Source organism: Microcoleus sp. CZ3-B2 (assembly GCF_036705055.1).
Classification (GTDB): domain Bacteria; phylum Cyanobacteriota; class Cyanobacteriia; order Cyanobacteriales; family Microcoleaceae; genus Microcoleus.
The window spans coordinates 151125-171886 of the sequence record NZ_JAUBTN010000004.1; the positions used below are offsets into that span (position 1 = coordinate 151125).

Consider the following 20762-nt stretch of genomic DNA (forward strand, 5'->3'; position numbering starts at 1 on the left):
CTCTCTCTTGTCTTCCTTCGCGCTCTTTGCGTCTTCGCGGTTCGTTCAAATCCTTAAACAGCGCTATAATCATTCATAACGAACGACGAACGACGAATAACTATGGTACTGTTAACTGCAAAAATCTCTGCTAACGAGTTGGCAAATTTAGCTGTAGAGTTAATTCGGAAAAGTGGGTGCGAATACGGTGATGTGCGTTTTTGCAGTTACCGACGGCAAAGTTTGTACGCGCGCGATCGCTCTTTAAGCAATATCTCCGATAATGTAAGTTCCGGTTTTGGCGTGCGAGTGCTGCTAGACGGCGCTTGGGGCTTTGCCGCGAGTCACAACAAAACACCCGCAGAAGTTACCAGAATCGTCGCTTTGGCTGTAGAAATTGCTAAAGGCAGCCGCTTGACTCAAAAGGAACCGGTGCGCTTAGTTCCCGTCGCAAAATATGTCGATACCTACATTACTCCGATCGCAATTGACCCGTTTTCAGTATCCGTTGCTGACAAAGCCGAACTTTTATTAACCATCAACGAGCGCCTGCTAGCCCACGAATCACAAGGCATCAAAAAAGCTTATTCTTTTTTGACATTTAACCGCGAAGACAAGGTTTTTGCTTCCACAGAAGGCTCGCTAATCGAACAAACAATCTACCGCAGCTATCCGGGTTTTGGCTGTACGGCAATTGCGGGCGGCGATGCCCAAAGTCGCAGTTACGAACGCCCGCCGCTAAACATCGGTTACGAACATATTAATCCAGAGGATTTGTTGAGTCAAGTCGAACGAGTTGCAGCCGAAGCGATTGAAAAAGTCGCTGCACCGAAAGTCCCGGCTGGTATTTGCAAATCCCTGATTCTCAAGCCGACAAATTTGTTTCTGACTATCCACGAATCGGTCGGACATCCCACGGAATTAGACCGGGTTTACGGCTACGAATCGAATTTTGCTGGCACGAGTTTTGCTACTACTGATAAGTTAAATAAGCTGCAATACGCTGCACCTTGGGTAAACTTTAAGTGCGATCGCACTCAACCCCACGGTCGCGGTACAATGGGTTACGACGATGAGGGCGTAAAATCGCAAGATTGGTACGTTGTCAAGGATGGAATTTTAGTTGATTATCTCACTGATAGAGAAACAGCTTATCGCCTCGGACGCGGTAGCAGCAACGGTTCTGCCTGCGCTGACAGTTGGTCGAGCGTACCGATGGTGAGAATTCCTAATTTGGGATTGGAACCGGGCCCGGATGGCGGTAGTCATACTGCTACTTTGAATCAGATGATTGCTGATACGGAAGATGGGATTTTAATTGATGGGATTGGGAGTTTTTCCATTGACCAACAGCGGCGCAATTTCCAATTCGGTGGCGATGGGTTTTGGAAGGTGGAAAAGGGTAAAGTTGTGGGAATGTTGAAGGATGTAACTTATCATTCGATGAGCACTGATTTCTGGAATCAAGTAGATGCGATCGGGCCTGCTTCCGAACGGGTTCAATGCGGTACTAATATGTGCGGCAAAGGTGAGCCGATGCAGGTTGCTCAAATGACTCATGCTTGTGTACCGGTGCGGGTCAGGGATATTCAAATTGGGTAAGAGGGCATGGGGCATGGGGCATGGGGCATTAGTTAGTTGTTAGTTGTTATTTGTTAGTTGTTGTTAGAGATAGTAAGCATTCTCTATTGCTCATGCCCAATCCCTCCGCTTCGCGCTCGCCCAATCCCTCCGCTTCGCTCCGCCCAATGCCCTGTTTGGCCAATTCCCAATTCCCAATTCCCATCATGACTGTCACAATATCGCCCGCAATTTTAAGTGAAGATAGAGCCTTATCTTTATTAGAAAAGGTAGTCAAACAATCGGAAGCAGAAGCAGTATTTGTCAGTCTTTCTACTGGTGAAGAATCTCTTTCCCGATTCTCGGAAAATCAAATCAGCCAAAATATCAGCAAAACTGTATTTAGCCTCAACATTACTAGCTATTTTGGCAATAAAAGCGCTTCTGCTGCTGTTACCGAATTTGATGAAGATGCGATCGCCCAAACCGTCAAGCGATCGCAAGAACTCGCTCGAATTGCCCCCGCAGACCCCGAATGGATGCCGCTGTTGCCCCCTCAAACCTACGATTTGCCCCCGGCGGCGTTTGATGAAGCAACTGCTGCTGCATCGCCTCTAGAGCGGGCAAAAATGGTACAGCAAGCCTGCGCGATCGCATCTGGCGAAGGTGCGGAAGCTTCCGGTACATTGAGCGCTGAGGCTTCGCTATACGCGATCGCCTCGTCAACGGGACTCCGCGCCTGCAACCACTCTACAGAGGCGAATTTCGGCTTTACAGCCCGCATCGGAGACGGTTCTAGCTGGACGGAAAGCACGGCTTGGGGTATCAATCAACTACCAGTAGCGGCATTAGCAGCACAAGTTGTTGATCGCGCCAAAGCCTCCCGCAACCCCCGCCCCATCACTCCGGGCGTGTATCCTGTAATCCTTGATGGCGCTGCGTTTGCGGATTTGTTACCGTGGATTATTTGGGGAATGGATGCGCGGGCGGCGGATGAGGGGCGATCGTTTATGTCGATCGCCGATGAGTCGGGAAAACCCGCTGGAAACCGCGCGGGAGAACAACTTTTCAGCCCTTTAGTGCAGGTACTGCGCGATCCGAGTCATCCTTTGTTGCGATCGAATACTTTTTTCGGCGACGGATTGAGCAATAACTATTTGGAAATCATCAAAAATGGTGTTCCTCAAAGTTTATCTTATTCCCGCTATTGGGCCGCCCAAAAAGGCAAAGAAGCAAAAGGTGCTTATTACCCGATCGTGATGACAGGTTCCGACCAAAGTTTAGCAGATTTAATCGCTCAAACCGAACGAGGAATTTTTGTCAGTCGAGCTTGGTATGTTCGCTATGTGAATCCCAAAACATCGGAAGTAACGGGCATGACTCGCGATGGTACTTTCTGGATTGAAAATGGTAAGATTGTTTACCCGATTAAAAATATGCGTTTCAATCAAGTTTTACCTGATATGTTGCGGGATGTCGATGCAGTTAGCGAGGTGAAACGTTACGGCGGTAATGTCGTGCCCGGAGTGCGCGTGAAAGCTTTTAATTTCACGAGTATTACTGACAGTTTGTAACTCGCACTAATTCTTTTAGATCCCCGACTTCTGCGAGAAGTCGGGGATCTGGTATTATAGTATGCTGTCTTACAATTATTTTGGGGTAGGGAAACGACACTGCCGTGTCCAGAGTTACTATCATTCCTGCACAGCCGGAATCGATCTAACAATCATAATTCCCAATGCCCCATGCCCCATTCCCCATTCCCAATTAAATGAATCAATATTTTGCTACAGTTGCACGCGGTTTAGAAACAATTGCCGCCCAAGAATTAGAAAGCCTAGGCGCGCAGGATGTCAAGCCCGATTTTACAGGAGTTTACTTTGCGGGCGATCGCGCTTTATTGTACCGCGTCAATCTGTGGTCTAGAACAATTTTTCGAGTGCTTGTTCCCATAGCCGAATTCCGGTGTTACGACTCAAATATGCTCTACCGCGAAGTCCAGAAAATTCCTTGGGACGAATACCTAGAGCCTCACAATACCTTAGCCGTGAACTGCACCGGCGGCAACGAAAATTTAAATCACACTCACTTTACAGCATTGCAGGTCAAAAATGCGATCGCCGACCAACAGCGCCACCAATTTAACAAGCGTTCTAGTGTTGATGTCGAAAGTCCCGACTTACTAATTAACCTTCACATCCATCGAGACCGCGCTATTTTGAGTTTAGACAGCTCTGGCGGCAGTTTGCACCGGCGGGGATATCGACCGGCAATGGGGCTGGCTCCTCTCAAAGAAACCCTCGCTGCGGCGTTGTTAGAAATGGCAGAATGGACACCAGATTTGCCGTTTTTAGACCCGATGTGCGGTTCGGGAACTTTGCCTTTGGAAGCGAGTTTAAAAGCCTTAAATATTGCACCGGGGTTGTTTCGAGAAAAGTTTGGATTTATGACGTGGCGGGACTTTGACGAGCCTTTGTGGGATAAATTGTGGGCTGAAGCAGAGAGCAGCGAATTGCCGGAACTTCCAGAAATAATCGCTGGGTGCGATCGCGATTCTGATATGTTAGACCAAGCTCGCACTAACGCGCAGCAAGCAGGTATTGCCGGTAAAATTAAGTTTGCTCGTACCGAGTTATCCGAGTTGGAAGCACCCACAGACAGAGGCGTCCTAATTTGCAATCCTCCCTACGGAGAGCGCCTCGGAGATGCTAGCGAATTGGGAGAACTTTATAAGATGTTGGGCGATATTTTCAAGCAGCGTTTCAAAGGTTGGAATGCGTTTATTTTGACCGGAAATAAGGAGTTGGGCAAACAGGTGGGACTCAGAACATCGAAGCGAATTCCGGTTTTCAATGGTTCGATTCCCTGTACTTTGCTCAAGTATGAATTGTATTAACTATTTTTCCAACACAATCAAAAGGAATTTATGTTTGCAATAAGGACTAAAGTCCTTACTACAAACATCACTAATTACTGAAAATTAATGCTCGATTTTGAGTGAAATAATCTTGTCGCCTTGGCGGATTGCATTCACGACAGACATATCATCTGTTTGGCCAAAAGTTGTGTGAACTCCATCCAAATGAGACTGGGGAGAATGGCAAATAAAGAATTGGCTGCCACCTGTATCGCGGCCTGCGTGAGCCATCGATAAAGTTCCTGCCAAATGTTTTTTCGAGTTGATTTCACACTTAATTTTGTAGCCTGGGCCGGCAGTTCCATTGCCTTTGGGACAGCCACCTTGAATCATAAAGTTAGGAATGACTCGATGAAACGATAGTCCGTCGTAAAAACCTTTTTCCGCCAAGTCAACAAAATTCTTCACTGTATTCGGCGCATCCGCATCGAACAGTTCCAAGTTGATTGTACCTTTGTCGGTTTCCATAATAGCGCGGGTCATGATTTCTCCTTGCTTCCTAAAATGACTGTACTGCCAGCGTTTTAATTGCGGACTTCGCTTTTATAGCGACAGGTTTCAAGCTGTCGCTATATTTTGACTTTCAGAAGTGTAGCATACTCGAACAACTCTCGTAGGAGTTCTGCGCGCTTTTTGAGGCAACCGGGTTTGTTACCGTCAGTTATATTTTAATTGTTGGTAACATTTGGGCGAGTGGTTTCTTCCTCAAAATCATTCATATTGAAAATGAAAGGAACCCGACTCGAACCGCTGCCCATAACCAGCACTTTAGGCATCTGAGCGCCACCGTTTCTCCAAGCTTCTATCGCCTCTTTTTGCAGCACCAAATCGCCGCCCTGAGCCTTCAAAGTTTCAGCCAAAAGTCTTTGAGCTTCGGCCCTACCTTGAGCGCGGTTAATGTCAGCTTGAGCTTGTTGTTCGGCTTCTTGAGCAACATACACAGCCCTTTGCGCCCGCTGTTCGGCAACCTGTTTCTCTTCAACTGCTTTGGCAAAATCTGTGGAGAATCGAATGTTGACAACGCTGGTGTCAAGCACGATTACATCATATTTTGACAGCCGTTCCTTCAGTGCAGCATCAAAGTCTTTTTTCAGTTCGCTTCTTTGAGTAATAGATTGTTCGGCGGTTCTCAAAGCTGCTGCTGTTTTAAATGCTTCTTGGGTCTGCGGAGCAATAATTTTTGATACTATATTGTCCAAGGTTCCCTGAGTTCTTCTGACTTCAACTATTCGCGTAGGATCGAGGCGAAAGTTGATGGCAAAACTAGCATTTAAATCCTGAAGGTCTTTAGTCGCACTCTGGGCGGGAACTTCAAATTTTTGCACGGTTACGTCGTACACATCTACCTTAGATATCAGTGGCGGTCTGATGTGAAATCCCTCTAACAAGGCTCCATCTCTGGCTTTTCCTAAAATGCTAACTACTCCTGCTTCACCTGGATTGATGACAACAAAAGAGTTGAAGCCGAGGAGCAGCGCGACTACTAATAGAATGCCAGCGAGTGCTGATGATAGGCTCTGGAAATTTTGATTTTTCAACTTAACACGCTCCTTTGTGATAAATCTATTATAATGCTTAATTGAATGAATCCGCCTCGAAAAATATAAAATATAAAAAATAAAAAATAAAATGGATGGTTTCGCCTTAAAAATCCAAAATCTAAAATCTAAAATCGGTTGATTATGGCAATTGTTAAATATCCCAGAACTTATCATATCGAAGGTTCGCGTTTCGGGCCTGGTGACGAAGACCTTGACAGCGTGCCGTTTAGCGCTATTGCCGATCGCCCTTTAATCATCGAAGAAAAGGTAGATGGCGCAAATACGGGCATCAGCTTCGCACCAGACGGGCAAATGCTGCTGCAAAGCCGCGGCCACTATCTCACCGGCGGGCCGAGAGAAAAACATTTTAACTTATTCAAACAGTGGGGTTTCAGTCTCAGCGGAACTCTGGGAAAAGTGCTGGGAAATCGTTATATTTTGTACGGCGAATGGCTTTATGCCAAACACACTGTTTTTTATGATTTTTTGCCGCACTATTTTATGGAATACGACGTGCTGGACTTAGAAAAAAATCAATTTTTGAGCACGGAAGCCCGCCGCCAATTGTTAAGCGGATTGCCGTTAGTGTCAGTTCCCGTGCTGTTTTCAGGAGTTTTGAAATCGCCGAAGCAAATGATGCAGTTGATGGATAAATCTAATTTTATTTTGCCGGGACATTTGGAACGGTTAGTTTTGCAGTGTCGGGAATTGGGATGGGATGAGGATCGGTGTTTGAAAGAAACTGATAAGAGCGATCGCATGGAGGGTCTATACATTAAAGTCGAAGAAGATGGCATAGTAAAGGCGCGTTACAAATACGTGCGTGCCAGCTTTTTGACCGCGATTAAAAATGCGGAGGGACATTGGCTCAACCGGCCGATTGTACCTAATATTTTGCGTCCCGACACAGATTTATTTAATTTTAGTTAACCTGCAGGTGAATTTATGAATACACTATTATCGCCCTCGCCAACTTGGACTTTTCCCTTTTGTCCAGAATCGCCAGATTGGTTCCTGGATTGGGACAGCATTCAAACGCATTTCGACTGGATTGACAGCCTCAAAGGATGTCAGCAAGACCCGATTTACCACGCTGAGGGAGATGTTTTTGTTCACACCAAAATGGTCTGCGAAGCCTTAATATCTTCTCCAAATTGGCGGCAGCTTCCCGATGAAGAACGTTCAATACTTTTTGCCGCCGCTTTGCTGCACGATGTCGCAAAACCTGCTTTTACAAAGATAGAAGCCGACGGCAGAATTAGCTCAAAAGGTCACGCCCGCCAAGGTGCGAGAATGGTGAGAAAAATTTTATCTCAATTCGAGCCACCAGTGCAGTTTGAGATTCGGGAAACAGTGGTGGCGATCGTCCAATTCGGCAGTTTACCCATCTGGCTGATCGACAAACCCAACCCACAGCAGTCTGTAATTAAAGTCAGTCAAGTTGTCCGCTGCGATTTCCTCGCACTTTTAGCCGAAGCAGACGTGCGCGGCCGCCACTGCGCCGACAAACAAGAATTGCTCGATAAAATAGAACTATTTCGGGAGTTTTGTCAAGAAAATAATTGTTTGGATTCTCCCCGACAATTCCCATCAGAGCACAGCCGATTTATCTACTTCCGCAAAGATAACGGCAACCCAGATGCTGAAATGTTTGACGATACAAAATGCGAAGTTGTTTTGATGTCGGGATTGCCAGGAAGTGGCAAAGATTATTGGATTCGGGAAAATCTTCCAGATTGGCCGGTAATCTCCCTGGATGCACTGCGAAAAGAGATGAATGTTCCTCCCGACAAAACCCCTGGAAATGTGGTAACAGCCGCCAAACAAAGAGCGCGCGAATACATGAATCAGGGGCGTTCTTTTGTGTGGAATGCTACGAATACAACGAAACAAATGCGCCAGCAATTAATTAATTTCTTTGCCGGTTATCAAGCGCGACTTCGGATTGTTTATCTGGAAGTACCTATAGAAGAAATCTTGCGGCGGAATCGATCGCGCGCAGCAACAGTACCAGAAGCGATCGTTCACAAATTAGCCGATCGCCTAGATATTCCCGATCGCACCGAAGCGCATCAGGTAGAATGGATTGTGGGCGATTAGCGCTGACGGGGTGCGAATCCATCCGCAATCCCCGTATTTAATCAACGCGCTACCAACTCCTTTTCCCCTAAAATAGAATCCTGATAATGCGCCAACAAATCAGCAGGGCTATCATAAATTTCCGCAGCACCACTCAGCGAAGCATCATCGAAACCTCCGCAGCGAAAAGCAATTAGCGGCACCCCGCACTTGCTTGCAGCTTCGATATCGTAAGGAGTATCAGCTAACATCACAACCTGACTCGCTTCCACCTGCAACTTGCTCAAAGCAGCTTCCACAATATCCGGTTCCGGTTTAGAAGCTTCCACATCGCTAGAAGTTGTCGCTTCATCGAGCAAATCGTCTACCCGTGCAGCTTTCAGCAAACCCGAAAGTTCATCGGCGGTAGCTGAAGTAGCAATAATTAGCCGCAGTTTTTCTTGCTGCATTTTTAACACCAATTCCCGCGAACCTGGTGCTGAATCGAGAGTAGATGAAAAGCGGTTAATAATCAATTCTTTGCGTCTCTGGGCAATCTTTTTCCCGTCGCCTTCTTCCTCAGAAAGTCCTGATACCATTTTGGGTATAATTTTGTCGCCGCCCATACCAATTAGCGGGCGAATTTTCTCGAACGGCACGTCGTAGCCGAAGGCCGCAAATGCCTCTACCCAAGCTTGAGTATGGGCATCATTGCTGAGCACGAGAGTGCCGTCAACATCGAGAATTACTGCTTGCAATTTCATAGGTTATTTGCTGTTATTGACGATCATTTTTGTAAAAAAATTGGTTAGTAGTAAGGACTTTATTCCTTAATTACTTAAGGAGTCAATCGAGGACTAAAGTCCCCACTACGAACCTGAGTTTGTAGTAAGGACTTCAGTTTGTGCTTAAATTTGTCCTAAGAACTTCATTCCTTAATTACTTACTTAATGAGTCAATCGAGGACTGAAGTTGCTACTACAAACCTTTAGTTTTATAATTTTCCTCAACCCAACAGCGCGGCAGGACTTCGCCGGAGGGAAAAACTAATTTATCCTTCGGAAAATTTGCCGGATCTTGCTCTTCTTCACCTGCTTGAATGCGCCCCGATACTTGATTCTTGCTAGGGCTGATTAAAGTCTCGATATCGAGAATTTCTACCAAGTCGCCGGATTCTTTTTCTTGTAAAAGCATAGTCGATCCTTGTGAATAAATTGTGAGTTAGGGTGTGAGTACAACTTTGATGCAGTTGTCTTTTTTCTGTTTGAAAATCTCGTAGGCGTGGGGCGCTTCATCCAATTTCATGCGGTGCGTAATCACGAAGGTTGGATCAATTTCGCCTTTTTGAACGCGATCGAGCAAAGGGCGCAAATAGCGGTGAACGTGCGTCTGTCCCATTTTGATAGTCAAGCCTTTGTTGAAAGCTGCACCGAGGGGCACTTTGTCAACAAAACCGCCGTAAACGCCGGGAATTGAGACTGTGCCGCCTTTGCGACAGGCGAGGATTACTTGTCGCAGGGCGGTAGGCCGATCGCTCTCCAAGCGCACAGCTTGCTTGGCTTTGTCGTACAAAGCATCGAAACCGGTACCGTGGGCTTCCATTCCCACCGCGTCGATACAAGCATCTGGCCCGCGTCCCCCCGTCATTTCGGTGACGGCTTCCCCCGCGTCTATTTCTTCGTAGTTGATGATTTCAGCCCCAGCCGCGGCCGCCATTTGCAAGCGTTCCGGTATTCTGTCGATCGCAATTACTCGATCGGCCCCCAGCATAAACGCGCTTCTGATCGCAAATTGTCCGACAGGGCCACATCCCCAAATACCAACAGTATCTCCCGGCTGAATATTGCAGTTTTCGGCCGCCATATAACCGGTGGGAAAAATATCAGTCAGGAACAATACTTGTTCGTCAGAAAGTCCGTCGGGAATTTTTAAAGGGCCGACATCTGCAAACGGAACCCGCACGTATTCTGCTTGACCTCCTGCATAGCCACCCGTTAAATGCGAGTAGCCAAACAGTCCTGCCGGTGAATGACCGAACATTTTTTCAGCCAAGGCCGCATTCGGGTTTGAGTTATCGCACAGCGACCACAAATCCTGGTTGCAAAAGAAACAACTTCCGCAAGAAATTGTAAAAGGAATCACAACGCGATCGCCCTTTTTTAAGTTCTTGACTTCGCTGCCGAGTTCGACTACTTCCCCCATGAATTCGTGACCCATGATGTCGCCGGATTGCATGGTCGGGATGAAGCCGTCGTAGAGGTGCAAATCTGAGCCGCAGATTGCTGTTGACGTGATTTTTACTATGGCATCGCGCGGATTGATAATTGTTGGATCTGGTACGTTATCAACTCGCACGTCATTTGCTTTGTGCCAGCAAAGAGCTTTCATTATTTGGTTTCCCTCTAGTTAACTAGGAGCTAGTTTTTGTTTTTAATTTTTCGGTTTACTCCGCAGCTCACTCACTGGGTGGATGCTGTAATTTTAATCAGATTAAATAAAAGGTTTCTCTATCGGAGGTATAATTTATAAATCTATCTTTTGGCTGTTTTAAATTACCAAAAAAGTCGCTCAGTTTTTCAATAAATTGCAGAAGCTTTCCCGTTCTTTTGTTAACAGTTAACAGCTCGGCGCGGCATGGCTGAGGTTGTTTTTGGCGATCGGGTTCGCAGTGCGGACGATTGTCCGCAGTCTAAGAGTGGACGGTCGTCCGCACTACAAACTACAATATAAGTGCGATCGCATCTTGAGAATGATTAATCGTCAAAAATTGTATCATTAGCTATAGCTAAAAGCCGAGCTTGCGCTAAAGTTGTTAAAGATTAAAATTTATCGATCGCCTTTTATGCCTTACACTGCATCTACCCCAACAGACCCCAATCAATCCAACATCCGCAATGCCGACTACCGCCTACTAGAATTCACTAAGCTGACACCGATGATGCAGCGGTATGTTGAAGTGAAAGAACAGTATCCCCACGCACTTTTGTTTTTTCGAGTCGGAGATTTCTTTGAGTGTTTTTTCCAAGATGCCGTGACGATTTCGAGGGAATTAGAACTTGTTTGTACTAGCAAAGAAAGTGGCAAAGAAATCGGCAAAGTGCCGATGACAGGAGTGCCGCACCACGCCCTCGACCGCTACAGTTCTCAGTTAGTAGAAAAAGGCTATGCTGTAGTAATTTGCGACCAGGTTGAAGATGCCTCCATCGCCGCCCGTGAAGGCCGCCAAGTCAAGCGAGAAATTACCCGCATTCTCACTCCCGGAACTTTGACTGATGATGGAATGCTCAAACCCAGACAAAATAATTTTTTAGCAGCAGTTGTCATCGCTGGGGAACATTGGGGATTGGCTTATACTGATATTTCTACGGGAGAATTCGTGACGACTCAAGCCGATAATTTGGAACAATTAACCCTAGAATTGCTGCGATTGCAACCTTCCGAAGTCCTGGTTCCGACTAATGCGCCGGATTTGGTCACGATGTTGAGGCCCGGAGAGAAATCCGACCATTTACCCGATTGTTTGCCGAATTCGTTTTGCTATTCTTTGCGATCGCAAATTCCGTTTACTTTTTCCGAAGCAAAACAGAGAATCCTGCAAAAGTTCAAAGTGCGATCGCTCGAAGGTATGGGATGCGGACACCTTTCCCTCGCAGTGCGCGCCGCCGGCGGTTTGCTGCAATATCTCGAAGAAACTCAAAAAGAAAAAGCAGTTGCTTTGCAAAGATTGCACACTTACACCCTCACCGATTTTCTCACCCTAGACTACCAAACCAGGCGCAATTTAGAAATTACTCAAACCGTCAGAGATGGGATTTTTCACGGTTCGCTGCTGTGGGCGATAGATAAAACCAGCACCGCCATGGGAGGCCGCGCTTTGCGCCGCTGGGTGCTGCAACCTTTGCTCAACATTAAAGGTATTTGCGCCCGCCACAACACGATTCAAGAATTAGTAGAAAATAATCCCCTGCGTCAAGATTTGCAGCAGTTGCTGCGCCAAATTTACGACATCGAAAGACTGACAGGGCGCGCCGGTTCTGGAACAGCTAGCGCCAGAGATTTGGTCGCTTTAGCCGATTCTCTCTCGAAACTGCCGGAATTGGCCGCGATCGCAACTCAAGGGATCTCGCCCTATTTGAAAGCGCTGCAAAATGTTCCGCCAATTCTCGAAGAATTAGCAGCTACAATTCACGCTCATTTAGTTGACGAACCGCCGATTCATTTAAAAGAAGGAGGTTTGATTCGATCGGGAATTAATGCAATGCTTGATGAGATGCGCCAGAGTGCATCAGGAGACCAAGAATGGATTGCTAATTTAGAAGCTAACGAACGGCAACGCACCGGAATTGCTAATTTAAAAGTAGGCTACAATAAAGCTTTCGGCTATTACATCAGTATTACAAAATCTAAAATTGACCAAGTACCGGACGATTACACTCGCAAGCAAACTCTTACCAATGAAGAACGCTACAGTACAGAAGAATTAAAAGAAAGGGAAGTGCGGATTCTGACGGCGCGGGAAGATTTAAATCAGTTGGAATACGATATTTTTGCAAAAGTGCGATCGGAGGTAGGAGAACAGGCGGAAATTATTCGCAACGTTTCCCGCGCGGTGGCGGCGGCCGATGTTTTGTGCGGTTTGGCGGAAGTAGCGGTTTATCAAGATTACTGTCGCCCGACTATGGTTGAAAGTCGGGAAATTAAAATTATTGAGGGTTGTCATCCGGTGGTAGAAAAGTCTTTACCGCCGGGATTTTTTGTCCCAAATTCGGCTTTTTTGGGTCGGGAACCATCGCTAAATCGCCCAGATTTAATAATTTTAACCGGGCCAAATGCTAGCGGGAAAAGTTGTTATTTGCGGCAGGTGGGTTTGATTCAGTTGATGGCGCAGATGGGCAGTTTTGTGCCGGCGAAAGCTGCAACCTTGGGAATTTGCGATCGCATTTTTACCCGTGTCGGCGCGGTGGATGATTTGGCAACGGGTCAATCTACATTTATGGTGGAGATGAACGAAACTGCAAATATTCTCAATCACGCTACACCGCAATCATTGGTTTTGTTAGATGAAATTGGCAGGGGAACGGCGACGTTTGACGGACTTTCGATTGCTTGGTCTGTGGCAGAGTATTTAGCAAGCGAGATTCGGGCTAGGACGATTTTTGCGACTCACTATCACGAGTTAAATGAGTTAGCTTCTATTTTGGATAATGTGGCAAATTATCAGGTGACGGTGAAAGAGTTGCCGGATCAAATTGTATTTTTGCACCAAGTTCAGCCAGGGGGCGCTGACAAATCTTACGGAATTGAAGCGGGGAGGTTGGCTGGTTTGCCGCCGTCGGTGATTGAGAGGGCGAGACAGGTGATGAGGCAGATTGAGAAACATAGCAAAATTGCGATCGGGCTGCGGAAGGGTGTTAAGAAAGAAGGGAAAAAAGAGTCTGACGGCCAACAGTTAGATATCTTTGATGATTGATTTTTGTCAGCCAAAAAGGTTCTTAGTAAGGACTTTAGTCCTTCAAAACTCAGATTTAATGGCTAAATTTATGACTGCGAACCTGTTATTAAAAACTTAGATAAAAGGACTAAATCCCTCCCTACAAACCTGATGAAAGGACTAAAGTCCTGACTGCCAAATTGTAATTTGAATTCATTTGCAATTTGGCAACCTTCTTAATTCTTTGTGCACGCTCATTCCAATTTACATAGCCTCATTTAGCAGCCGCCCGTATTCAGTCGCGCGATCGCTGACATCGATCGCGAAATGCAGCAGGTAGGTCAAAATCCGCTGCAAAACGGTCGTTAAAAGCTATTCCACTCATAAACCGGGTTTTTTCCAATATCTTCGCATCACATCGAATATCTTCACAAAAACCCGGTTTCTTGCTACGACGCACAATCTCAGAAAAACCCGGTTTCTCGCCACCAACCCCTGATAGATCTGCGTCCATCCGCATAAATCCGCCAACATCTGCAGCCAAATTATGAAAAAATTGGTATATAATTAAAATAGAACAGAGTGGAGTAAAAGCTATGTCAACCACAGAAAAAGTTCGCTGGACAAGCGCTGATTTAGAATTATTACCCGATAACGGCAACCGTTACGAAATAATCGAAGGAGAATTGGTTGTGACAAGAGCACCTCACTGGAAACATCAAAACGTTGCTAACAATGTTTGTGTTGAATTAACTATTTGGTCAAGACAGACGAAGTTAGGTAAAGCTGTCCAGGTACCGGGTCTTGTTTTTACGGATAGTGATAATGTTATTCCTGATGTAGTTTGGGTAACCTATGAACGTTTAGCACAGATATTAGATGAAGCCGGACATTTGGCGGGTGCACCGGAGTTGGTGGTAGAGGTGATGTCTCCCGGTGAAGAGAATGAAAAGCGCGATCGCCAATCCAAGCTAAAATTATATTCAGTTCAAGGCGTGCGCGAATATTGGATATTTGACCGCATACAGCAAAAAGTAGAAATTTACCGTCGGGAAAGCGGAATTTTGAAATTAGCGATGACTTTATTTAAAGAAGATAATTTAACCAGTCCTTTGTTACCAGGTTTTAGCGTGTCGGTAGCCACATTATTTGCCTAGAGATTTTGAATAATTGCCACCCCCGCACCATCTCTGAAACCGGGTTTTTTCCAATATCTTCGCATCACATCGAATATCTTCGCAAAAACCCGGTTTCTCGCTACCCACGCACAACTCAGAAACTGGGTTTTTTCCAATATCTTCGCATCACATCGAATATCTTCGCAAAAACCCGGTTTCTTGCTAGGACGCACAATCTCAGAAACCGGGTTGTAAGGATTTAGGTCAAAAAAACTTCAGTGACAAAAGCTGGTAAAATAGGCGTTGCTGAATTAGAGTATCAACGGCTAAATATACAAATCCCAAAACTATTGTTTACAAAGATTCTGGATTTTTGTAAACAACAGTTTTGAGCTCCTGTTCGGTCGATTGACCGATTTAAATCATGTTCGTATAGCGAACTTTAGTCCGCAGTCGTATAGCGGACTAAAGTCCGCACGCGCGATCGAATGGTTTTTGCTATTAATCTACCGGACGCGGTCTCATAGTTTAACTCAGCAACGCCTTAAATCGGTATTAATTCTCGTGTTTGATTGTAGTGGATTGTGTGTTGTATACACTTCGTTACAATCCCGAAAACCTTACAAATTGGCAGTTTCGAGCTTGTGTAAACCAAAAAAAATAAAGGCGGCACCCAGATTTGAACTGGGGGTGGAGGTTTTGCAGACCTCTGCCTTACCACTTGGCTATGCCGCCGTTACGTCAGATAATTGACGTTATACGATAATACACCAAATCCTGATTATTTCAACATATCTTTCAAAAATTTCCATCGCCCAAAGTTCGTTAGCGAAGCCCTCGAAGAGGATCGCCCCCACAACCCCATCCCAGGCTAATCTATAAATAGCTCGATCGCCTCCGCTTCGCCCGCAACAGCAGCCATGACAACAGTTTCTCCCCTCCGAGTCGCCCAAATCACCGATACTCACTTGTTTGCACTGATCGATCGACAATGGAAAGGGATCTCGACAGCCCGCACCCTCGAAACAGTTCTCGATCGCCTGCAACAGATAAAGCCGCCGCCAGACTTGCTTTTGCTGACAGGAGATTTATCCCAAGACGAAACAGCCGAATCCTACCAACTCCTGGCCTCCTTGATTTCCCCCCTCAACATCCCCGCTTACTGGATACCTGGGAATCACGACAACATCCCAGTTATGGCGGAAATCTTAAATCGCCCGCCCATTTCCCCAGAAAAATCATTTCACTTGGGAAACTGGCAGTTTCTGCTGCTTTCGAGTGTCGAAGCCGGATGTGACGGCGGGCGGCTTTCCCCGGAGAGTTTGGATTGGCTGGACTCTCAACTGCAACAAACGGGCGATCGATTTGTTACGATTGCTTTGCACCATCATCCGCTGGCGATCGACTGTGAAATCATGGACAGCATGATGCTGCACAATGCCGATGAATTTTTTGCAATTGTCGATCGATACCCTCAAATCAAAATAGTCCTTTGCGGCCACATTCATCAAGAATTTCACCAACAGCGAGGCGGAGTTTCCTGCTTGGGTACTCCCAGTACCTGCATCCAACTGTTGCCCAAAACCTCTCCGATTGTCCTCGACACCATCGGGCCCGGATTTAGATTGCTCGAATTGGCGATCGACGGTACTTGGGATACTAAGATTGAGCGAGTAGCCGGAGAACCTGCAATATCTTGATATTTGACAGTTTAGAGGTCGTTGTGCGATCGACCCCATCGAAGAATTATCTTCTTTCCCGTAAAATAACCGTTACCAAGTTCGATCGTTCGGACTTGTGTGCGCCTCAAAACTCAGAAGACAGAAGTTCTCACTACCAACCATTTATCCTCACTGCAAACCGATTTAATCGTCGGCCTTCAAGCTGACATCATATCAAGCAGGTTTGCGATCGCACAATCACAAATCCTAGAATATATTTTTTGCGCTGTTACATATGCTAAAAAATATTTCTAGACAATATACAAAATTGTCAATCTGTCAAAAGATATATTTTATTATTCATTCATATATTTTATCATTCGTAATGACCGTAGATTGCAGAAATAGCGAGAGCGATCGGCAACTAACAACAATAGATCGGGCAACTTTAAAAAACAGGAAAAACTTAATATGTCTGAAGTCAATGGCGTCATGATGCAGTATTTCCACTGGTACACCCCCGATGACGGAAACCTGTGGAATCAGCTAGCAGAATCTGCAAAGGATTTAGCTAAAATTGGCGTTACATCTCTGTGGTTGCCACCCGCTTATAAAGGAACGGGTGGCGGTATGGATGTGGGCTATGGTGTCTACGACTTATTCGATTTAGGCGAATTCGACCAAAAAGGGTCAGTACGCACTAAATACGGTACAAAAGATGAGTATTTACGCGCAATCAAAGCTGCACAAGATGCTGGAATTCGGATTTATGCCGATGTTGTCTTCAACCACAAATTAGGTGCCGATGCCGAAGAAGAAGCCGAAGCCACACCCTTCAATCCAGACAACCGCAATGACACCATAGGCGAATATCAAAAAATCAAAGCTTGGACGCATTTTACTTTCCCTGGCCGCGAGAAAAAATATTCCAGTATGGAGTGGCATTGGTGGCATTTTGACGCCATTGATTACAACGCTTACGACACTGAAAACCATGCCATTTACCTACTAAAAGGCAAAAAATTTGATGAGGGAGTAGACCTAGAAAAAGGCAATTTTGACTACCTCATGGGTTGCGACTTAGATATGGACAACCCAGAAGTCACCGGGGAATTAAAATACTGGGGCGAGTGGTATGTGGATACAACAAACGTTGACGGATTTCGTTTTGATGCCGTCAAACACGTAGCAGCAGGATTTTTCCAAGAGTGGTTAGAACACGTCCGCAACTATGCCAAACGCGACCTATTTGCCGTAGGTGAATATTGGTCTTACGAAGTGGAAGCTTTGCATTACTTCATCCAAGCAACGGACGGTAAAGTATCCTTATTTGATGCGCCCCTCCACTATAACTTCCACGCTGCTAGCAAAGCCGGCAACAGCTACGACTTGCGAACAATTTTCGACGGCACCCTCGTTCAACAACAACCCACTCTAGCCGTTACTTTGGTTGACAACCACGATTCTCAACCCTTGCAATCGTTAGAATCAGTTGTCGAATCTTGGTTTAAACCCCTTGCTTACGCTTTAATCCTGCTGCGGAGTGAAGGATATCCCTGTATTTTTTACCCGGATTATTACGGCGATCACTATAAAGATACAGCAAATGATGGCAATGAATACGAGATTTGGTTAGACAAACATCAGTGGATTCTAGATAAATTGCTGTTGGCGCGCCAAACCTATTCCTACGGGAATCAATACGATTACTTCGACCACGCTAATACAATTGGCTGGACGCGACTAGGAAACGAAGAACACCCTGGTGGGATGGCTGTGGTACTAAGTAATGGAGGCGATGGCACTAAGTTTATGGAAGTCGGACAGCCCAATCGAACTTATATTGACATCATGGAACACGTCAAAGAACCCATCGTAACAAATGACGATGGTTGGGCAGATTTTAGGTGTAACGCCGGTTCAGTTTCTGTCTGGGTTCCGCAGCAGTAAGCATGACCATAATCTTGATGGAATCCTCTGTCTAAAGTAGGGTGCGCTACGCGCACCTTACCGCTACAATTATCGCATTAAACAAATTTTTACTTAGCTGTTTTTGATGACTAAAGTCTATTCGTAGTGGTGACTTCAGTCCTATCTATCTATCTATACTTATATTTATAGACATCGCCCCAAAATAAATTACATAAAAAATATGAAACTTGCAGAAAAAGTTGCCGTTATTACCGGCGGCGGGTCGGGAATTGGTCGTGCAGCAGCAATTTTAATGGCCAAGGAAGGCGCAAAAGTTGCTATTATCGATCTAAGTTTAGAAACGGCGCAAGAAACAGTCCGCAAACTAATTAATGAAGGAGGCAGCGGGCTGGCAATTGCCGCAGATGTGGGTCATTCTGGGCAAATGCAGCAAGCATTTCAAACAATTTTTGACGAATATCAAAGAATTGATATTGTGTTCGCCAATGCGGGGATTAACGGTATCTGGTCGCCGGTAGAAGAGATAGGACTGGATGAGTGGGAACGAACAATTAACACCAATCTGACGGGAACATTTTTGACTGTAAAATATGCAGTTCCTTATTTAAAAAAACAAGGAGGTTCGATTGTGATTACCTCATCGATTAATGGCACCAGAAGCTTCAAAAAAGTTGGCGCTACAGCTTACGCTTGCAGCAAAGCTGCCCAGGTAGCTTTAGCAAAAATGCTGGCGCTAGAACTTTCTTCGAGTCACATCAGAGTCAATGTTATCTGTCCGGGCGGGGTGCTGACTGGGATCAATGAAAGCACTGTTAAGCGCCATCTCGATCGCATTCCAGTCTCGCCTAATTCCATTCAAGATATGATTCCTTTGACTGATAATACCGCCGGTTCTAGCGAAGAAGTCGCCCAATTAGTGTTATTTCTGGTATCGGATACCTCCAGTTTTATCACAGGTACTGAAGTCTGGATTGATGGTGGCGGTTCTTTGATTTAAAAGTTAACATACCCCTTTGATGATTCGGCGGTTGAAACCACGTCTACACAAACGATGTCGGCCTGCGCCGACGAATTCATAAAGGGGAGTCCCAACCCGGATTTGGTATAATGACCAATGACTAATGACTAATGACCAATGACTAATGACTAATGACTAATGACCAATGACTAATGACTAACTCTCCATTGTTTCACAGCAGTTTGTAATGTTTGCGGCAGCCAGTTATCGTACTGAGGATAAACAGGCAAACGTTGCACGAGCTGCCATCCCGCTGCTGCTAAAATTTCTGTTAAAGTTTGATGTTGCAGGTGAGGATAATCGGGATTAACTTCATCCAATGGCCCGATTCCGCCTAAATCTGTCGCACCTGCTTCTAAACAAGCCAGCAATATATCCGGTTGTGTAACTAAATTTGGCGGGATTTGCAGGGAGATTTCTGCAGGTAAAATGCTGCGGGCGATCGCAATTACTTGCGGCATTGTTGTAGCATCAAAAACTTCACCGTCCCAACTTTGCTGATTTCCGGGGCTGTGGGGCTGGAGGATAACTTCTTGAATGTGATTGTAGCGCGAATGAATCCGGGCGATCGCCTCCAGAGTCTCAATCCAATCAGCCTCACTTTCCCCGATTCCCAACAGCAAACCTGTTGTAAACGGAATCTGTAATTGTCCGGCCAATTCTAACTGTTGCAGCCGCAGCGCCGGCACTTTACTCGGTGCGTGTCGGTGAACAGTTTGTAACAAATCGGGGGACAACTGTTCTAGCATCAGCCCCATCGAGACATTCACCTGTTTTAACTGCGCCATTTCCTCAAAGCTGAGCGGCCCTACATTAGTATGTGGCAAAAATCCGAGACTAAGTGCCAGTTCGCACAAATCGTAAATCCTCTGAAACCAAGCTTTTCGCCGCTGACTCTCAGGATGTACTTCGCCGCTGAGTATCAGAATTTCAATTACACCTTGAGGAAACAGCAACTCAAGCTGTGTTTCGGCTTCTGGGAGTGTCAGCCAAGGACTTTGCAGCGGTTGGGCCCGAAAATTGCAATAGCTGCAGCGGTTGAAACACTCGTAGGTGGGAACCAGAGTATAAGCGGGGCTGTAGGTGACGGTGCGGGACATTCCTTGGGATTTTGAGCGATCGGACTCGATCGACAACTATATATATAAGTGCGAGTTTTGCGGTTGGCGATCGCAATACTTCATCTATCTTAACACTCACACCAGTCCCGAATCACCTTGCCAGCTAGATTATGAAGATTATTTCTTTCGTGCGATCGCCCGTAAACTCCGAACTCTGCTTTATGAAATCCGCATACAGCAAGCATTAGAGTTTAAGATAAGATTTAATTATATTGAATATAATAAAAACTGTAGTTAAAAACCCTTTACAAACTGAAATAAAAGGTTTATCTTATATACATGGCGGAACACAAAGCCGTCACGAACATTGAAAACCAAATAACGCAATCATAAACACATGACAGCCACATTACAGCAGCGCGAAAGCGCTAACTTGTGGGATCAGTTTTGCAACTGGGTCACATCGACCGACAACCGCCTCTATGT

General features: G+C 45.7%; 19 protein-coding genes and 1 tRNA gene. 11 read left to right on the forward strand and 9 right to left on the reverse strand.

The genetic code is table 11. The features are described from left to right. Positions 1-102: 102 nt before the first annotated feature. Positions 103-1581 (forward strand): TldD/PmbA family protein, encoded by a 1479-nt coding sequence (locus QUA97_RS03130; RefSeq protein ID WP_333192960.1) that lies wholly within the window; start codon positions 103-105, stop codon positions 1579-1581. A 46-nt stretch (positions 1582-1627) separates the two neighbouring features. Here QUA97_RS03130 and QUA97_RS03135 read toward each other — a convergent pair whose 3' ends face one another. Beyond that, positions 1628-1777 carry a hypothetical protein gene (locus QUA97_RS03135; RefSeq protein ID WP_333192962.1) on the reverse strand — a complete coding sequence of 50 codons (150 nt, stop codon included), beginning with the start codon at positions 1775-1777 and terminating at the stop codon, positions 1628-1630. Here QUA97_RS03135 and QUA97_RS03140 point away from each other — a divergent pair. Then, positions 1767-3113: a TldD/PmbA family protein gene (locus tag QUA97_RS03140; protein WP_194068271.1), complete on the forward strand. Its 1347-nt coding sequence runs from the start codon at positions 1767-1769 to the stop codon at positions 3111-3113. The genes QUA97_RS03135 and QUA97_RS03140 overlap by 11 nt on opposite strands. Before the next feature lie 197 nt (positions 3114-3310). Further along, on the forward strand, positions 3311-4435 hold the full coding sequence (locus QUA97_RS03145) for a THUMP domain-containing class I SAM-dependent RNA methyltransferase (RefSeq protein WP_194068270.1): 1125 nt from the start codon (positions 3311-3313) through the stop codon (positions 4433-4435). 84 nt (positions 4436-4519) lie between these two features. Here the strand turns inward: QUA97_RS03145 and QUA97_RS03150 are convergent, their stop codons facing one another. Together QUA97_RS03150 and QUA97_RS03155 are read right to left on the reverse strand one after the other, a co-directional pair. Further along, the gene (locus tag QUA97_RS03150) at positions 4520-4939 is read right to left on the reverse strand and encodes a peptidylprolyl isomerase (RefSeq protein WP_194010162.1); all 420 of its coding nucleotides are present in this window, start codon (positions 4937-4939) and stop codon (positions 4520-4522) included. A 185-nt stretch (positions 4940-5124) separates the two neighbouring features. Continuing rightward, the gene (locus QUA97_RS03155) at positions 5125-5994 is read right to left on the reverse strand and encodes a prohibitin family protein (protein WP_194068269.1); all 870 of its coding nucleotides are present in this window, start codon (positions 5992-5994) and stop codon (positions 5125-5127) included. A 144-nt stretch (positions 5995-6138) separates the two neighbouring features. Between QUA97_RS03155 and QUA97_RS03160 the strand changes: the two genes are divergently transcribed. After that, positions 6139-6927, forward strand: coding sequence for an RNA ligase family protein (locus QUA97_RS03160; protein WP_228050095.1), 789 nt, complete (start codon positions 6139-6141; stop codon positions 6925-6927). A 15-nt stretch (positions 6928-6942) separates the two neighbouring features. After that, positions 6943-8097: an AAA family ATPase gene (locus QUA97_RS03165; RefSeq protein WP_194068268.1), complete on the forward strand. Its 1155-nt coding sequence runs from the start codon at positions 6943-6945 to the stop codon at positions 8095-8097. 41 nt (positions 8098-8138) lie between these two features. Here the strand turns inward: QUA97_RS03165 and QUA97_RS03170 are convergent, their stop codons facing one another. From QUA97_RS03170 to QUA97_RS03180, 3 genes are all read right to left on the reverse strand, one after another. Further along, positions 8139-8819, reverse strand: a complete 681-nt coding sequence (locus QUA97_RS03170; protein WP_194068267.1) for an HAD family hydrolase — start codon at positions 8817-8819, stop codon at positions 8139-8141. A gap of 214 nt (positions 8820-9033) precedes the next feature. Continuing rightward, on the reverse strand, positions 9034-9249 hold the full coding sequence (locus QUA97_RS03175) for an acetyltransferase (RefSeq protein WP_194068266.1): 216 nt from the start codon (positions 9247-9249) through the stop codon (positions 9034-9036). Between the two features lie 27 nt (positions 9250-9276). Beyond that, a complete protein-coding gene (locus tag QUA97_RS03180; RefSeq protein ID WP_194068265.1) occupies positions 9277-10443 on the reverse strand; it encodes a zinc-dependent alcohol dehydrogenase in 1167 nt (388 codons plus the stop codon). Between the two features lie 454 nt (positions 10444-10897). On the opposite strand from QUA97_RS03180, the gene mutS reads away from it, so the two are divergent. Continuing rightward, the gene (mutS, locus tag QUA97_RS03185) at positions 10898-13525 is read left to right on the forward strand and encodes a DNA mismatch repair protein MutS (RefSeq protein ID WP_194068264.1); all 2628 of its coding nucleotides are present in this window, start codon (positions 10898-10900) and stop codon (positions 13523-13525) included. Positions 13526-13781: 256 nt separating this feature from the next. Here the strand turns inward: mutS and QUA97_RS03190 are convergent, their stop codons facing one another. After that, positions 13782-14030, reverse strand: coding sequence for a hypothetical protein (locus QUA97_RS03190; RefSeq protein WP_333192978.1), 249 nt, complete (start codon positions 14028-14030; stop codon positions 13782-13784). Positions 14031-14082: 52 nt separating this feature from the next. Between QUA97_RS03190 and QUA97_RS03195 the strand changes: the two genes are divergently transcribed. Further along, positions 14083-14643, forward strand: coding sequence for a Uma2 family endonuclease (locus QUA97_RS03195; RefSeq protein WP_194068262.1), 561 nt, complete (start codon positions 14083-14085; stop codon positions 14641-14643). A gap of 625 nt (positions 14644-15268) precedes the next feature. Here QUA97_RS03195 and QUA97_RS03200 read toward each other — a convergent pair. Then, a tRNA-Cys gene (locus QUA97_RS03200) sits at positions 15269-15339 on the reverse strand. Positions 15340-15524: 185 nt separating this feature from the next. Here QUA97_RS03200 and cpdA point away from each other — a divergent pair. The 3 genes from cpdA to QUA97_RS03215 all read left to right on the forward strand — a co-directional run bounded on the left by cpdA (position 15525) and on the right by QUA97_RS03215 (position 19194). Then, positions 15525-16304, forward strand: a complete 780-nt coding sequence (cpdA, locus tag QUA97_RS03205) for a 3',5'-cyclic-AMP phosphodiesterase (protein ID WP_194068261.1) — start codon at positions 15525-15527, stop codon at positions 16302-16304. A gap of 432 nt (positions 16305-16736) precedes the next feature. After that, positions 16737-18215: an alpha-amylase gene (locus tag QUA97_RS03210; RefSeq protein WP_194068260.1), complete on the forward strand. Its 1479-nt coding sequence runs from the start codon at positions 16737-16739 to the stop codon at positions 18213-18215. Between the two features lie 202 nt (positions 18216-18417). After that, on the forward strand, positions 18418-19194 hold the full coding sequence (locus tag QUA97_RS03215; RefSeq protein WP_333192983.1) for an SDR family oxidoreductase: 777 nt from the start codon (positions 18418-18420) through the stop codon (positions 19192-19194). Positions 19195-19364: 170 nt separating this feature from the next. Here the strand turns inward: QUA97_RS03215 and cofG are convergent, their stop codons facing one another. Next, the gene (cofG, locus tag QUA97_RS03220; protein WP_333192985.1) at positions 19365-20315 is read right to left on the reverse strand and encodes a 7,8-didemethyl-8-hydroxy-5-deazariboflavin synthase subunit CofG; all 951 of its coding nucleotides are present in this window, start codon (positions 20313-20315) and stop codon (positions 19365-19367) included. Here cofG and QUA97_RS03225 point away from each other — a divergent pair. Further along, complete coding sequence (locus QUA97_RS03225; RefSeq protein ID WP_194068257.1) at positions 20299-20574, forward strand: hypothetical protein; 276 nt, start codon at positions 20299-20301, stop codon at positions 20572-20574. The two genes, cofG and QUA97_RS03225, sit on opposite strands and share 17 nt — an antisense overlap. Positions 20575-20762: the final 188 nt, after the last annotated feature.